Genomic DNA, 14,183 nt, shown 5'->3' with positions numbered 1-14,183 from the left:
GCACGGGTCACCGTGCCGCGGGACCGTGAGTCAGAGTCCCGTGTCGCCGCTCTCAGCGCCGTCGACAGGCTGTGCGTCATCGACGAACCAAGCCGGCGGCTCGAGTTTCGGCGTGGACGTCAGCAGCGTCTGCGTGTACTCGTTCCGGGGGTTCAGGAAGATGTCGCTCACGCTGCCCGACTCGACGATGTCGCCGCGGAACATGACGACGGCACGGTCGGCGAGGGCCCGGACGACCGAGAGGTCGTGTGTGATGAACAGGATGCCCATCTGGCGCGTCCGTTGCAGGTTCCGGATCAGTTCGATGATCTGCACCCGCACCGAAACATCGAGCGCCGACGTGGGCTCGTCGGCGACGAGGAACTTCGGTTCGTAAAGCAGCGCGCGAGCGATCGCGACGCGCTGCTGCTGCCCACCGCTGAGCTCGTGCGGATACCTGCGAAGGTAGTCCGCCGCCGGCGAGATGCCGACCTCGTCGAGCGCCTCGGCAGCTCTCTGTCGCGACACGGGTCTGCTCGCGCCCGCCTGCCGTGCGGCGTAGCCGAGTATCGAGCCGACGGTCATCTTCGGGTTGAGGGAAGCGGCCGGGCTCTGGAAGACCATCTGCACGGTCCGTCCGAACCCGGGCCGGAGCCGCCTGTGACCGGACCGGATCACTCCGCCGACGTGGACCTCCCCGGAATCGAGCTTCTGCAGGCCGGCCATCACGCGTCCGAGTGTGCTCTTGCCGCTGCCGCTCTCGCCGACAAGACCGACGATCTCCCCCCGTGCGATGCTCAGGGAGACGTCGTTCGCGGCGATGACACGGTTGCGTCCGCCTCGGCCGGTCTTGAACTCGACACGAACCTCTTTCAGGTCGAGCCGGTCGGAACCGGAGGCGTCATGCTGTTTCTCGGTCGTCGTCATCGCTGTCCCTCCGAGGCGATCGGCGCGTCGTAGATCGCCCGCATTGCGCGCATGAGCGAGCGGGTGTACTCGTGCTGCGGACGCCACAGAATGTCCTCGGTCTCCCCGTCTTCGACCAGATCGCCGCGGTACATCACGTACATCCGGCTGCAGAATTGTCCGATCGCGGCGAGGTCGTGCGAGACGAGCAGCACGGCGACGTTCTCCTCGTGCGCGAGCCGCTTGAGCAGCCTCAGCACCTGGTCCTGGATCGTCACATCGAGCGCCGTCGTCGGCTCATCGGCGATGATCAGCCCGGGATTCTTGGCCAACGCGCAGGCGATGATGACGCGCTGCTTCATCCCGCCGCTGAGCTGATGCGGATACAGCCGACTGAAATCCTTCGTGCCCGGAAGGCCCACCGATTCGAGCAGCTCGAAGACGTTGCGGGCGCCATCGATGATGGCCTCCTCGATCTGCTCACCGATGCGCATCGTCGGGTTGAGGTGCGCGGTGGGGTCCTGAAACACGTAGGAGACGTCCGAGCGAAGGGCTCGGCGGCGAGTCGCGGCATCCGCGCCCACCAGCTCACGGCCCATGACCTTGACGCTTCCGGCTACCTCGGGCCGCAGCCCGGGAGCGAGTAGGCCGGCCACCGCGCGGGTGAGCATCGTCTTCCCCGAGCCGGATTCGCCGACGAGGCCGACGACCTCTCCGCGACGGAGCCTGAGAGACGCGTCGCGCACGGTCTCCACACGTCCGACCCCGAAGGGGTTGATGCTGACGTCGAGCGAATCGACAGCGAGCACGATCTCGTCGTGCCCGGTGTTCTCGTCCGTGTTCACAGCGCCCTCCTTCCTGCGCTGCCACGGCTGCCCGCGGCGTCGCCGATCACGTTGAAGCACAGCACCATGAGCGCGATGCAGATACCGGCGGGGATGCTGAACCACCATGCGTCGGCCAGATACGGCTGCGCCCGGCGCAGCACGGCACCCCAGCTTGCGGTGGTCGGGTCACCGAGACCGAGGAAGCTCAGACCGGCTTCGAGCAGCATCCCGCGTCCGACATCGAGCGCCGCCTGGACGGCAGCGGCAGGAATGACGAGCGGGAAGATCTCGAACAGGATGATCCTCCAGGCCGGCGTGGCGGCGAGCCGCGCCGCGTCGACGAACTCGGACGAGCGCAGCGCGAGGAACTGTCCTCGCACGATGCGCGCGGACTGCGGCCAGATCGCGAGGATGACGGCGACGGCTGTGAGGGTCGAGTCCCTGCCGATGACGGCGACGATCACCAGGGCGATGAGCATCGCGGGCATGATCTGGAACACCTCGGCGATGCGCATGAGGATGTTGTCCACCGCGCCGCCCACGTATCCCGCTATCCCGCCGACGAGAAGGCCCACGAGTAGAGACCCGAGTCCGGCCGCGACGCCGATGAAGAGCGACACGCGCGCGCCGTGCACGATCTGCGAGAACAGGTCCTTGCCCACGTCGTCGGTGCCCAGCCAGTGGACGGAGGACGGCTCTTCCAGGATGTCGTTAGAGATGGCGAACGGGTCGAAGGGGGCGATGAGCGGAGCGAACAGCGCGGCGAGCGCGAAGACGGCGACGATGACGATGGCACCGATGGTGAGGGCGTTGAGCCTGTTCCTGCGCACCTTGCGGGCAGCCCGCTGAACGACGATGGCCTCGGTCATAGCGACGTCGCCTCCCTGACTTTCGGATCGATGACGCCGTACACGATGTCGGTGAGGACGTTGACGACGAGGGTGACCACGGCGACGACCACGACGACGCCGAGCACGACGGCTGTGTCGCGCCTGCTGACGGAGTCGTAGAGCAGCGTTCCCATCCCGGGCCAGCCGAAGACTTTCTCGACGAGCACGGAGCCGCCGATCATGGTGCCGAATGTGTAGCCGAACACGGTCACGACGGGCAACAGCGAGTTGCGGACGACGTGCCGCTGCACGATGCGCGAGCGCACCATGCCCTTGGAGACCGCCGTGAGCACATAGCCCGAGTTGAGAACCCCGCCCGCGCTGGCGCGGGTCATGCGGATCATCAGCGCCGTTTCAGGAACCGCCATCGCCGCGGCGGGGAGCAAGAGGTGCCACAGCACGTCCAATGCCTGCTCGAAGGGCGTCCCCTCATACCCGATCGTCGTCATGCCCTGCGTGGGGAGCCACCCGAGGCTGATTGCGAACACCATCACACCGAGAAGTGCCAGCCAGAACGTCGGGATGCTGAACGCGACGAGGGCGAGGACATTGATCGCCGTGTCGACGAAGCGCTTCCGGGAGGTGGCCGCCCACAGGCCGAGCGGCAGGCCGATGGTGAGCGAGAGGATGCTCGCCGCGACCACGAGGATCACGGTGGCTCCGAGATGATCGATGACGAGAGGGAGGACCGCCTCGCGGTTGGCGAAGGAGAATCCGAGGTCGCCGCGGGCGACGCTCCACAGGTAGTTCAGGTACTGGACGATGAACGGCTGGTCGATGCCGAGTTCAGCACGTCGGGCCGCCAGATACTCCTCGGAAGCAGGGTAGTCGCCGATGGTCGCGCTGACGATGTCGCCCGGCGCGAGTGAGACAAGGATGAAGGTGAGCGTGACGACACCCCAGAGGAGAGGGACGACGTACAGGACGCGGCGCAGAATCGCCAAGAGCATGTTTCGTCACCCCTTCACTTGAGGTTTGGACGCAGTTGTTACCTCGGACAGCTCAGGCTCCCTTCAGCGGCACCCATCGTGCGGACAGCTCGGATCGCATCGGACTCAATCGGGTGAATAATCGTCTGTGACATGTAGCATGTAGCATGTAGTAGGTCGAGTCAAGGCCCCAGTGAAGAAACCGGCTGTTTGCGCAAGGAGACGAGGTGATGCTCGGCATCTGCCGCGCAACAGGGGATACTGACGAGCACGACCTGGCCGCACGGGAAATCCCCGAGGCCCTGAGAGCGCACGAGACTACGTGGGGGACGAACGATGGAACAGACGGATCAGTTCAGCGATGCGGCCCAGCCCGATGCCGGGCTGCATGCGATCGGGCAGCGTCCGTCGCGGACGCAGGAGGTGTTCGAGGCACTGCAGCTCGCCATCGCGCGGCGCGACCTCGCACCCGGGAGCCTGCATTCGGCCGCGGAGCTCGCCGAGACATTCGGCGTTTCACGCACGCCCGTCCGTGAGGCGCTCATCGACCTCGCATCACGCGGGATCATCCGCTTCGAGCGCAACCGAGGAGTGCGCATCCTCCGCTCCACTGCTGACGACCTTCGTGAGATCTTCGAGTTGCGCAGCCTGTTGGAGGTTCACGCAACCCGCATCGCCGCGACCAGGATGAACGACGCCGCCCGGGCGCGCCTGCAGACGGAGTTCGACAAGCTCGAGAAAGCCGGCGCCGCCCAGGACGACCGCAGCTATTGGGCGGCCGATCGCGCATTTCACCAGATGATCCTCCAGGCCGCGGGCAACGAGCGCCTGACGAACATCATCGGGATGCTACGCGAGTCGATCCTCGTGCCCGGCGCGACGAGCGCCGGGCGCACCCGGTCGCTCACCCAGATCACCGATGAGCACCGAGTGATCCTCGACGGGATCGGCTCCCGCGATCCGGAGCGCGCCGCCGAGGCCATGCGCGCACACCTGCAGAACACCGCCGAGAACCTCATCTCGCAGGAAGCCGACGCCGAGCGCTGACGCCCGGCCCGACCAGGAGGACCCATGCCCCAGTACGTCGAATTGACCGATTCCGCGGCGGTCGCCGCGGCCGCCGCGACGAGGACCGTGGATGCACTGCGACGGGCCATCGCCGCGCACGGCAGAGCAACATGGGTGCTGGCCGGGGGCTCCTCCCCCGCTGCGGCGTACCGGATCATCGCGGCGGAACACGCCGGCGCAGTGGACTGGTCCCGCGTGAGCGTCGTCATGGGCGACGAGCGCATGGTCCCGCACGACCATGCCGATTCCAACTGGGGTCAGCTGATCCCTCTCCTCACGGCGGACGACCGCGTCCGCGCCATCCGCGAGCTCGCGCCCGACACATCGCTCGCTCCCGCCGCCGCGGCCGCAGCCTACACGGAGCGGATCGTTCAGGACGGCGAGCCGGTGCACTTCGACGTCATCTGGCTCGGGGTGGGCGAGGACGGTCACACGCTCTCGCTGTTCCCCGACCAGGAGCACATCTGGAATGCCCCCGCGCTGGTCACCTCGGTGGATCGGTCGCCCAAGCCCCCCGCGGAGCGCATCACGCTCACGCTCACAGCCCTCGACCACGCCGGAGAGGTGCTCGTCTTCGCCACCGGCGCCGGTAAGCGCGACGCGCTCGATCGGGCCCGCGCCCACGGCGATCTGCCCATCGCGGTGGCGTCCGCACGCGCCGAGGCCGCCGGCGCCCACGTCACGTGGCTGTATGACGACGCTGCTCGTGCCCAGCCGCGCTGAGGTCACCATCGGCTATGCGCCGATGCTCCAGCAGTTCCATCCCGATGACGCGATCCGGCACTGCGTCGAAGCAGCAGAGGTCGGCTTCGGCGGCGTGGTCCTGAGCGACCACTTCCAGCCTTGGCTACCCCAGCAGGGCAACGCCTCATTCATGTGGAGCGTGATGGGCGCGCTTGGCCAGCGCGTCTCGGTGCCGCTGCTGGGCGTCACGACGCCCGGGTACCGCAGCCACCCTGCGGTGACCGCTCAGGCGGCTGCGACGATCGCCGCGCTGTACCCCGGCCGGTTCCAGCTCGGCCTCGGAGCCGGGCAGTCCGTGAACGAGCACATCGTCGCGGAGTACTGGCCACCAGCGAGCGAGCGGGTTGAGCGGCTGTTCGAGGCCGTCGATCTCGTCCGCAAACTGCTCGGATCCAGTCGACGCGACGTGCGGCACGACGGCGACCACTTCCGGTTCGAAGCGGCGCGTCTGTGGACGCTGCCCGACGAGCCGCCGCCGGTCGTCGTCGCAACCTCCGGCCCGGTCGCCGCGCGCCGAGCGGGACGGGTCGCCGATGGCATCATCACCGTTCAGAGCACACCCGACCGGCTGCAGCTGATGCTCGAGCGCTTCGAGGCCGGCGTGACGGAGTCGCAGTCATCCGGCCCCCGGCGACGCATGATCCAGCTGCACGTCTCCTGGGCGCCCACGCGTGAGCAGGCACTCCGCAACGCCCGGGACGAGTGGGCGCACGGCGGGCTGCGCTTCCCCACCGCCGACATCCGCTCCCCCTACGACATCGCCCTGATGACGAGGCATGTGAGTGACGACGATCTCACCGACCGCATGCTCATCTCCGCGGAACCGGATGAGCACCGCGCGCACATTCAGCGGTACGTCGACCTCGGATTCGATCACGTCTACGTCCACAACGTCGGCCGCAACCAATCGGAGTTCATCCAGATGTACGCCACACACATCCTCCCCCAGATCGGCTCGCGCTCATGATGAGCGTATGGCCGCTGCACGGCATCCCCGAAGTCCGGCCCGGCGACGATCTCGTCGAGCTCGTCCTCGCCGCGGCCGGCGATTCCCTGCGGGATGGGGACATTCTCGTCGTCACCTCCAAGATCGTCTCGAAGGCGGAGGGACGCATCGTCGCCGCCGATGACCGGGAGGATGCGATCACGGCCGAGACCGTGCGCATAGTGGCGACCAGGCCCCGCGCGGATGGCACCGTCACGCGCATCGTGGAGAACCGCCTCGGCATCGTCGGCGCCGCCGCCGGCGTCGACGCGAGCAACGTCGACGAGGGCACGGTGCTGCTGCTGCCGCTTGATCCCGACGCCTCGGCGAAGGCGCTGGCCGAGGGCATCCGCCGGCGGGGCCCTGCTGTCGGGGTGCTGCTGAGTGACACGCTGGGCCGGCCGTGGCGCGAGGGACAGACGGATATCGCGATCGGCGCGGCCGGCGTACATGTCTTCCACGACATCAGGGGGACGACGGATACCGCGGGCAAGCACCTCCTCGTGACGCTGCCGTGCCTCGCAGACGAGTTGTGCGGAGCCGCGGACCTGGTGAAGGGCAAGACGAGCGGGTGCCCGGTCGCCGTCGTACGCGGCCTCCCCGACATCGTCGGTCCGCTCGACCTGCCGGGCGCACGCAGTATCGTGCGCGCATCGGACGATGATCTGTTCCGCCTGGGTACGGCCGAAGCCGAGGCTGAGGGCCACGCACGGGGTCTCGCGGAGGGCCGCGCAGACCAAGACTGAGCGCTGGACACAGAGGATGAGCGAAGGGCCGGAAGGCGGAGCATCCCTCCAGCCCTTCACTCATCCGGTTCGGGAGTTCACAGGTGCGCGTGCGCCTGCACAGGCCCCTCGGTGAATCTCGACACGCGGAAGTCTCCCAGATCGATCGACGGAGCCTTGTCCGTGGCGAGCTCCACTGCGGCACGGGCGACGGCGGGGCCGATACCGAAGCCGTGACTGCTCAGACCCGTGGCCAGCACAAGTCCCTCGATGTCCGGCGCCGACGAGATGACCGGCAGTGCGTCCGGAGTGACATCGACCGTGCCACCCCACATGCGAGCGATGTGCGAGCCCTTCCACTCCGGCACCAGCGACATGAGATTGCGATGAGCCATCTCGATCTTCTTGCGGTTCGCCGGCGGGTCGTCCACGCGACGCCAGTCGAACAGCGCCGCTCCCTTGGTCGCGCCGGTGACGCGGCGCCCGAGATCCTGGAAGGCCACCTCATTCAGGTGGAGCTGGATCATCTTCCGGTTGCGGACGAAGTTCGGCAGGAACAGCCGCAGATCGCCCAGTGTGTCGATGGCGATGTCGTAGTCGCTCCACGCCGCACTGCCGAAGATCACCGAACCGTCCGGCGTCTGACTGAATCCGACGGACGGCACGTGCACGGCCAGGTCGGTCACCCGGGACACCCGGTTGGTCCGTGCCGCCGTGGCACGGATCCATCGGACAGGGATCCTCACGCCGAGCGGACGGGTCAGCCGGCCCGACCACGCACCAGCCGCCACGATGACGCGAGAGGCGTGCCGGATCCCCGCGGTCGTGTCGACCCCGGTCACGCGGCCGCCGGAGACTCGGATGCCCGTGACCGTTACTCCAGTCTCGATCTTCGCGCCCCGCCGTGCAGCGGCAGCGGCGATCTCGCGGGTGGCGACGCCAGGGTCGGCGTGGCCGTCTGTCGGCGTCATGAGACCACCGGCCCAGTCACCCGTGATGGTGGGGAGAAGGCCGCGCACGTCCTCCGGCGACAGCAGTTGCGTGCCGAACACCTCGTCTGCGCGCGTCTGCTCCATCCATGCGCGGTACTTCGCGAGGTTCTCGGCGTCGGGGCTGAGGTACACCAGGCCGGACTTCACGACGGTAGAGGCCTCACCGATATCGTCACGCAGTTCGTCCCAGATGCGCGACGACATTCCGGCCAGCGGGATCTCCGACGCATCGCAGCCCTGCCTGCGGATGAAGCCCCAGTTCCTGCTGGACTGCAGATCCGAGATCGGACCTTTGTCGAGCAGAAGCACGGAGTGCCCCTCCCCGGCGAGATCGTATGCCGCCGTGACGCCGACGATCCCGGCACCGACGATGATGACGTCGGCGCCGGACGACGAGCCGTTCATGCACTTCCCCTTTCCGGAGTCTGACGAAGCCGCGGCCTCAAGAGGACTTCGCCCGGGCGAGCGCCTCGATGATCGGAGGCATGAAGGCCGGGAGGTCGTCGGGGATCCGCGAGGTGATCACGTTGCCGTCCACCACGACCGCCTCGTCGACGAACGTACCGCCGGCGCCCTCGACGTCGTCGCGGATGGAGAAGTAGCACGCGATGTTGCGCCCGCGCACGAGCTGAGCCGAGGTCAGCGCCCAGGCGCCGTGGCAGATGGCGCCGACGGGCTTGCCCGCCTCGCCGATCTCGCGGATGAAGTCGATCATCGGCGGCTTGCGACGCATGTAGTCCGGCGAGAAGCCGCCGGGGACGATGACGCCGTCGAACTGGTCGGAGCTCACGTCGTCGATCGAGACGTCGGCCTTGACCGGCATCCCCAGCTTGCCCTTGAAAGTCTCCTGGCGACCGCTGCCGACGATGGTGACATCAGCACCTTCCTCGAGAAGCCGGTAGTACGGGTACCACAGCTCCGAATCCTCGTACAGGTCCTCCGCGAGGATGGCGACGCGGACGCCGCTGAGTGTCTTGCTCATCGTTCGTTCCTTTCTGAGTACGCGCCCGATTCGGCGGGCGACAGAACGCCTGCCTCCCAGGGAGCGGGGTGGGGATTGTTGACGACGTCGCGCGGCTTGCGACCGCTCATCACGTCGACGACGGCGTCGGTGGCGTGGGCCACCATGTCGACGATCGCCTCACGGGACAGACCGCCGATGTGCGGGGTGAGGACCGTGGACCGCGTCAGACCGAGCAGCGGGCTGCGCACCGGCGGCTCCACGCCGAACACATCGAGACCGGCGCCGGCGATGCGTCCTTCGCGCAGAGCCTCAGCGAGAGCATCCTCGTCGACGACGCCCCCGCGTGCAGTGTTGATGAGGACGGCGCCGGGACGCATCAGGGCGATCTCGTCGCGCCCGATGCACCCGCGGGTCTCCGGCGTGAGGGGAAGGTGCAGCGACAGGATGTCAGCGCCGCTGATGACCTCATGCAGGTCGGCGGCGCGCACTCCCGGGGGCGGCGAGGAGTACGGGTCGTAGCCGATCGTCTCCACGCCGAAACCGCGGAGACGATCGATGACGAGTCGTGCGATGCGGCCGAGTCCGAGAAGGCCGACGGTCTTGCCGTGCAGGTCGTTGCCGAGCCACGGGTCGACCCGGTGCCACTCCTCGTGACGGACGGAGGCATCCATCGCGGGGATCTTGCGCAGCACCGACAGCATGAGTCCGATCGTATGATCGGCGACCGCCTCCTCGTTGGTGCCCCGCGCGATGGTCACGGCGACGCCGTGCTGCTCAGCGGCCAGCAGATCGATCGCATCGCTGCCGACCCCGACGCGGCTGATGACGCGCATCTCCGGCACCGCCTCGAAGAACTCCCGGGGGAAGGGGTCCGTGCTGACGATCGCTGCCTCACAACCGCGCGCAAGCCGGATCATCTCCTCGACACTGCGCTCGCCCAGTCGTGGAGCACGACGCAGCTCCAGGCCCACCTCACGGAGCCGGTGCACCTGCGGCGAATCGTCACCCGGGAAGTCGACCCAGGTGACGAGGACCGTGCGCGGCCCGACCTGCGGAGGTGTGCTCATCACCAGGCCCCGATCTGGACGGGTGACGTGTGCACCTGGATGATGGCAGGCCGCCCTGCGTCGACGGCAGCTCGCAACGCAGGCAGGAACTCGTCGTTGGTGCGCACGCGATGGGCGGATGCGCCCATCCCCTCGGCAACGGCGACGAGATCCATGCTCGCCTGGTCGACGCCGATCTCCCGGCCGGGGAAGACGCGGGTCTGGTGGGCCCGGATCGTGCCGTACGTCCCGTTGTCGAAGACGAGGAAGACCAGGCCTTTCAGGCCGAGCCGTACCGCGGTGTGCACCTCGCTCATGGTCATCGCGAACCCTCCGTCACCGGCGACGGCGATCACCGTGCGCTCCGGAGCAGCGAATTTCGCACCCACCGCCGACGGGACGGCGTATCCCATCGATCCGGAGGTCGTGCCGAAGAACGTCCTGGCGCGTTCCCACCGGTAGTAGCGGTTGAGATAGCTGGCGAAGGAGCCGGCATCGGAGGTGACCACGGCGTCGTCCGGCAGCTCCTCGCGCAGCTCCACCATCGCACGGGGGATGTCGAAGAAGTCGTCGGTGGACTCCTCGGGCACGGACGATGCGATGTACGCGTCGTGGGCGCGCCGGGCGCCGGCGGCGCGCTCGGCGCGACGTGCGGGCGAGATCGGATCCGTGCTCAGAGCTTCGAGCAGCCGAGTCACCGTGTCACCCGCGTCACCCACGATGGGCACATCGGGGTTGCGCACCGGCGACATCGCCTCCGCGCTCAAGTCGATCTGCACGAACTTCTGAGCCGTCCCGGGGACGGAGTAGCTGATGCTGGAGAAGTCACCCATCCTCGTCCCGATGCCCACGATGAGGTCCGCCTCCCGCAGCGGCACCAGCAGGTGCTCGGGCAGCCACGGGAGGTTCCCGGCGAAATGGTCGTGCCCGTTCGGGAATGTATCGAAGCGGCGCCATCCGCAGTAGACGACCGCTCCGCTCGCCTCGGCGAGCGCGACGAGATCGTCGCGGATCGTCTCATCGGCGCAGCCGCCCCCGATCACGAAGGCCACCGAAGCCGCATCGCGGAGCAGCCGGGTCACCGACCCGATGTCGCTCTCCGACGCCGCCGGAAGCGGCACCCGCTGCTTTGCGACCTTGACGATCTCGGTCGTCTCGTACCCGACGTCCTCGGGCAGGCTGACCACGACCGGTCCCGGGCGGCCCGCACGGGCCAGGTAGAACGCGCGCTGGATCTGCTCCGCAGCCCGATCACCCTCGGTGATCTTCACGGACCCCTTGCCGATGAGGTCGCCGAGGGCGAGCAGATCCATCTCCTGGAAGCTCTCGCGACCCTCGTCGTCCTTCGGCACCTGACCGACCAGCAGGACCAGCGGCGTCGAATCCTGCCGTGCGGCATGCAGCGCGATCGCCGCGTGCGTGACACCGGGCCCGCGGGTCACCATGAACACGCCGGGAAGCCCGCGTGTGCGGGACCACGCGTCAGCCATGAAGCCGGCGCCCTCCTCGTGATGGGTGGTCACCAGTGTGATCCCGGGCACGTCGTTGAAAGCGTCGAGCACAGGCAGGTAGCTCTCGCCCGGCACGCAGAAGACGTGGTCCACGCCCTCCGCGCAGATCGCCTCGACGATGATCTGGCCTACGGTCATAGTCATCGGAACTGAGGTTCCTCTCTGTCTGTCTGCGTCATCGCAGCGCTGTGTTCGCGAGGTCCGAAGGACCGTCAGGTGTCCAGGGGCGCGTAGCCCATCTCGAGGTCGACGACGTTGCGAAGCGGTCGGCTGTCGATCCAGCGGCGAAGGTTGTCGATGAAGAGGTCGACCATCGCCGCCTCCCAGCCGCGGAAGTCGGCGGAGATGTGCGGAGTCAGAATGACGTTCTGCATACTCCACAGCTCGTGGTCGGGTGCGAGCGGCTCGCGCGGGACGACATCGAGTGCCGCTCCTCGGATGCCGCCGGAGCGCAGCGCCTGAAGGAGTGCTTCCTCCTGCACGACCGGTCCCCTGCCGATGTTCACCAGCACCGCTTCGGACGACATCGCGGCGAACTCCTCGGGACCGAACATCCCCTCGGTCTTCGCAGTGAGGGGCGTGGCGAGCACGACGTAGTCGGCGTTGCCGAGGACCTCGCGCAGCTCGTCCTGTGTGACCACGCTGTCGAAGTGCTCGACCGGCTCCGTGCGCGGGCGTCGGCCTACGCCGGTGACGGTCATACCCAGCGCCTGCGCGCGGCGCGCCAGCTCGCGGCTGACGGCGCCCATGCCCACGACCACCAGATCGGAGCCCGACAGCATCCGGGTCTCCACCGGGTTCCACACCCGCGCCTGCTTGTCTGCCGTGAACCGCGGCAGATCCTTCGCGAAGGCGAGGAGGAACGACAGCGCGAACTCGGCCATCGACTCCGCTGTCACTCCGCGAGAGTTCGTGAAGCGGATGCCACGACTTCGCACCTCATCGGAGAGGGATGCATCCACGCCGACCGCGGCGACGTGGACCCAGTTCAGTTTGGGAAGCCGGTGAACGGCATCCGGCACGACGGTGGAGCGGAAGTTCCAGACGAACACCGCTTCGACGTCCTCGGACTCCGCGGCGATCTGGCCCGCGTCCACGACGAAGCGTAGATCGGCCAGTCCGTCCACCTTCTCCCGCAGGCCCGGCGGCTCCGCCCCGGTGGGGCGGAGCGCGACCAGAACCTTCGGGGGTGAGTCAGTGCTCACTTCGCTGCAGCGAGCGGGACGACTTCCTTCGCGAAGCGCGTCATGTGCTCGATGCCGAACTTCGAATCCTCCCAGCCGTGGAGGTAGAAATCGAGGACGAGGTGGTCTACGCCTGCATCGAGGTTCTCGCGCAGTCGCTGAGCAGCCTGCTCTGCCGAGCCGATCATCAGGCGCTCTTCCGGACGGTTGAGCGTCTTGTCGTCGATACGGGTGAGCGCCTCCTCGAAGGTGATGCCGTTGATGCGGGCCAGGAGGCGCGGCAGAGCCCACTCCTTGATCCAGTTCTCGTCGTCGCTGATCATGCCGTAGTTGACGGCGGCCAGCTCAAGCGGAGTAGTACGGCCGAACTCCTCGTCCTTCCCACGGAGCGTGGGGAGCAGCTCGTTGCGGATCTCGTCCGGAGTCGGGAACAGCGGGTAGAACGCGTCCGCCCACTTCGCGGTGCGGTTGAGGGACTTCTCCCCGCCCCCGACCCACATCGGAAGGCGCTCCTGCACGGGGCGCGGCGTGATTTCGAGACCGGTGGAGTCCCAGATGCGACCCGCCTCGGTGATCTCCTCGCCGTTCCACAGGTGACGGAAGGTCGACATCGCCTCGTCCATCCGGCGGCCGCGCTCAGTGGTCTTGACCATACCGACCGAGAAGTCCTCGTCCCACCAGCCGAGCACGGGGACGGCGACGGCGCGGCCGTTGGACGCGTTGTCGAGCGTGGAGAAGTACTGCGCCCACACGAAGGGGTGCAGCGTCGGCGCGACGAACTCGAACGCGACCTTGATGCGCTTGGTCTCACGCGCGATGATCGGCATCAGCACCAGCGGGTCGAACAGGTACCGGGTGCCGAACGCCGCGAAGCTGGCCGTCTTGGGCATCGTGAAGTGCCATGGCACGTGGATCGCCTCGAAACCGAGCTCCTCGGCCTTCTGTGCGAACTCCACCATGGAATCGATGCTGGGGCCGTCTGCGCCCCACGGGAAGAGGTACACCCTCAGCTTCTTGAGGATCTCCTCGACACTCTCTCCAGCCATTTCTCGTCCTTTCTGGTCATTCCGCCGCGCCTTGTGCGCCGCGGAGTCGTCTTGGTCACCGGCCCGGGAAGCGGGTCGGATGCGGCTCAGTCGTCCGGCAGGCCCAGATGCTTGTGGAAGGTGGTCCCATGGGTGCCCCACATCTTCGGGCTGTGCTCCACCAGGAGAACCTGAACGTTCTCCAGTCGGGCGCCGTTGTCCACCATCACATCCGTGATGCCGGCGATGATCGCCTCCCGCTGTTCCTGACTCCGACTTGCGATGTCGACGCGTACGAATGCCACTGATCGTGCCTCTCTTCCTTGAGCTCGCAGTCGGGAATCCTGTTCGATCCGACCGCCTCACCTGCCTCGGTGACATCTAACATGTTACATGTAAGCTGCGGCG

The 14,183-nt window shown here is 67.6% G+C and carries 15 protein-coding genes; 4 read left to right on the top strand and 11 right to left on the bottom strand.

Annotated features, from left to right (window positions below):
- Positions 1-30: 30 nt before the first annotated feature.
- The 4 genes from ACFWHT_RS14170 to ACFWHT_RS14155 are packed head-to-tail and all read right to left on the bottom strand — an operon-like array spanning position 31 to position 3,552.
- Positions 31-906 (bottom strand): ABC transporter ATP-binding protein, encoded by an 876-nt coding sequence (locus tag ACFWHT_RS14170; protein ID WP_378829665.1) that lies wholly within the window; start codon positions 904-906, stop codon positions 31-33.
- Entirely contained in the window at positions 903-1,730 is an 828-nt protein-coding gene (locus ACFWHT_RS14165) for an ABC transporter ATP-binding protein (protein ID WP_378829663.1), read from the bottom strand. The genes ACFWHT_RS14170 and ACFWHT_RS14165 overlap by 4 nt, the downstream gene beginning before the upstream one ends.
- Complete coding sequence (locus ACFWHT_RS14160) at positions 1,727-2,581, bottom strand: ABC transporter permease (protein WP_378829661.1); 855 nt, start codon at positions 2,579-2,581, stop codon at positions 1,727-1,729. Before ACFWHT_RS14160 ends, ACFWHT_RS14165 begins: the two co-directional genes overlap by 4 nt.
- Complete coding sequence (locus ACFWHT_RS14155; protein WP_378829659.1) at positions 2,578-3,552, bottom strand: ABC transporter permease; 975 nt, start codon at positions 3,550-3,552, stop codon at positions 2,578-2,580. The genes ACFWHT_RS14160 and ACFWHT_RS14155 overlap by 4 nt, the downstream gene beginning before the upstream one ends.
- 315 nt (positions 3,553-3,867) lie before the next feature.
- Here ACFWHT_RS14155 and ACFWHT_RS14150 point away from each other — a divergent pair, with 315 nt between their 5' ends.
- From ACFWHT_RS14150 to cofE, 4 genes are read left to right on the top strand one after another with little or no spacing between them, the layout of a single operon-like run.
- On the top strand, positions 3,868-4,578 hold the full coding sequence (locus ACFWHT_RS14150) for a GntR family transcriptional regulator (RefSeq protein ID WP_378829657.1): 711 nt from the start codon (positions 3,868-3,870) through the stop codon (positions 4,576-4,578).
- A gap of 24 nt (positions 4,579-4,602) precedes the next feature.
- A complete protein-coding gene (pgl, locus tag ACFWHT_RS14145; protein WP_378829655.1) occupies positions 4,603-5,322 on the top strand; it encodes a 6-phosphogluconolactonase in 720 nt (239 codons plus the stop codon).
- Positions 5,291-6,310: a TIGR03557 family F420-dependent LLM class oxidoreductase gene (locus tag ACFWHT_RS14140; RefSeq protein WP_378829653.1), complete on the top strand. Its 1,020-nt coding sequence runs from the start codon at positions 5,291-5,293 to the stop codon at positions 6,308-6,310. The genes pgl and ACFWHT_RS14140 overlap by 32 nt, the downstream gene beginning before the upstream one ends.
- Positions 6,307-7,074, top strand: coding sequence for a coenzyme F420-0:L-glutamate ligase (cofE, locus tag ACFWHT_RS14135; RefSeq protein WP_378829651.1), 768 nt, complete (start codon positions 6,307-6,309; stop codon positions 7,072-7,074). Before ACFWHT_RS14140 ends, cofE begins: the two co-directional genes overlap by 4 nt.
- A gap of 77 nt (positions 7,075-7,151) precedes the next feature.
- On the opposite strand, the gene ACFWHT_RS14130 is transcribed toward cofE, so the two are convergent.
- From ACFWHT_RS14130 to ACFWHT_RS14100, 7 genes are all read right to left on the bottom strand, one after another.
- A complete protein-coding gene (locus tag ACFWHT_RS14130; protein ID WP_378829649.1) occupies positions 7,152-8,450 on the bottom strand; it encodes an NAD(P)/FAD-dependent oxidoreductase in 1,299 nt (432 codons plus the stop codon).
- 37 nt (positions 8,451-8,487) lie between these two features.
- Positions 8,488-9,027 (bottom strand): type 1 glutamine amidotransferase domain-containing protein, encoded by a 540-nt coding sequence (locus ACFWHT_RS14125; RefSeq protein WP_378829647.1) that lies wholly within the window; start codon positions 9,025-9,027, stop codon positions 8,488-8,490.
- Positions 9,024-10,076, bottom strand: a complete 1,053-nt coding sequence (locus ACFWHT_RS14120) for a phosphoglycerate dehydrogenase (protein ID WP_378829645.1) — start codon at positions 10,074-10,076, stop codon at positions 9,024-9,026. Before ACFWHT_RS14120 ends, ACFWHT_RS14125 begins: the two co-directional genes overlap by 4 nt.
- A complete protein-coding gene (locus ACFWHT_RS14115; RefSeq protein ID WP_378829642.1) occupies positions 10,076-11,710 on the bottom strand; it encodes a thiamine pyrophosphate-dependent enzyme in 1,635 nt (544 codons plus the stop codon). Before ACFWHT_RS14115 ends, ACFWHT_RS14120 begins: the two co-directional genes overlap by 1 nt.
- A 68-nt stretch (positions 11,711-11,778) precedes the next feature.
- A complete protein-coding gene (locus ACFWHT_RS14110) occupies positions 11,779-12,771 on the bottom strand; it encodes a D-2-hydroxyacid dehydrogenase (RefSeq protein ID WP_378829641.1) in 993 nt (330 codons plus the stop codon).
- A complete protein-coding gene (locus tag ACFWHT_RS14105) occupies positions 12,768-13,796 on the bottom strand; it encodes an LLM class flavin-dependent oxidoreductase (RefSeq protein ID WP_378829640.1) in 1,029 nt (342 codons plus the stop codon). The genes ACFWHT_RS14110 and ACFWHT_RS14105 overlap by 4 nt, the downstream gene beginning before the upstream one ends.
- Before the next feature lie 86 nt (positions 13,797-13,882).
- Positions 13,883-14,080, bottom strand: coding sequence for a 4-oxalocrotonate tautomerase family protein (locus tag ACFWHT_RS14100; protein WP_378829637.1), 198 nt, complete (start codon positions 14,078-14,080; stop codon positions 13,883-13,885).
- Positions 14,081-14,183 lie beyond the last annotated feature (103 nt).

Origin of the sequence: Microbacterium sp. NPDC058342 (genome assembly GCF_042723935.1) — a bacterium.
In the GTDB taxonomy this organism is placed as follows: domain Bacteria; phylum Actinomycetota; class Actinomycetes; order Actinomycetales; family Microbacteriaceae; genus Microbacterium.
Note: the sequence above shows the minus strand (reverse complement) of the source record. Positions and strands in the feature narration are given on the sequence as shown.

Coding starts and splice junctions, on each gene's coding strand:
- ACFWHT_RS14170 (WP_378829665.1), bottom strand. CDS start 906: ATGACGACGACCGAGAAACAGCATGACGCCTCCGGTTCCGACCGGCTC.
- ACFWHT_RS14160 (WP_378829661.1), bottom strand. CDS start 2,581: ATGACCGAGGCCATCGTCGTTCAGCGGGCTGCCCGCAAGGTGCGCAGG.
- ACFWHT_RS14155 (WP_378829659.1), bottom strand. CDS start 3,552: ATGCTCTTGGCGATTCTGCGCCGCGTCCTGTACGTCGTCCCTCTCCTC.
- ACFWHT_RS14150 (WP_378829657.1), top strand. CDS start 3,868: ATGGAACAGACGGATCAGTTCAGCGATGCGGCCCAGCCCGATGCCGGG.
- pgl (WP_378829655.1), top strand. CDS start 4,603: ATGCCCCAGTACGTCGAATTGACCGATTCCGCGGCGGTCGCCGCGGCC.
- ACFWHT_RS14140 (WP_378829653.1), top strand. CDS start 5,291: ATGACGACGCTGCTCGTGCCCAGCCGCGCTGAGGTCACCATCGGCTAT.
- cofE (WP_378829651.1), top strand. CDS start 6,307: ATGATGAGCGTATGGCCGCTGCACGGCATCCCCGAAGTCCGGCCCGGC.
- ACFWHT_RS14130 (WP_378829649.1), bottom strand. CDS start 8,450: ATGAACGGCTCGTCGTCCGGCGCCGACGTCATCATCGTCGGTGCCGGG.
- ACFWHT_RS14125 (WP_378829647.1), bottom strand. CDS start 9,027: ATGAGCAAGACACTCAGCGGCGTCCGCGTCGCCATCCTCGCGGAGGAC.
- ACFWHT_RS14120 (WP_378829645.1), bottom strand. CDS start 10,076: ATGAGCACACCTCCGCAGGTCGGGCCGCGCACGGTCCTCGTCACCTGG.
- ACFWHT_RS14115 (WP_378829642.1), bottom strand. CDS start 11,710: ATGACTATGACCGTAGGCCAGATCATCGTCGAGGCGATCTGCGCGGAG.
- ACFWHT_RS14105 (WP_378829640.1), bottom strand. CDS start 13,796: ATGGCTGGAGAGAGTGTCGAGGAGATCCTCAAGAAGCTGAGGGTGTAC.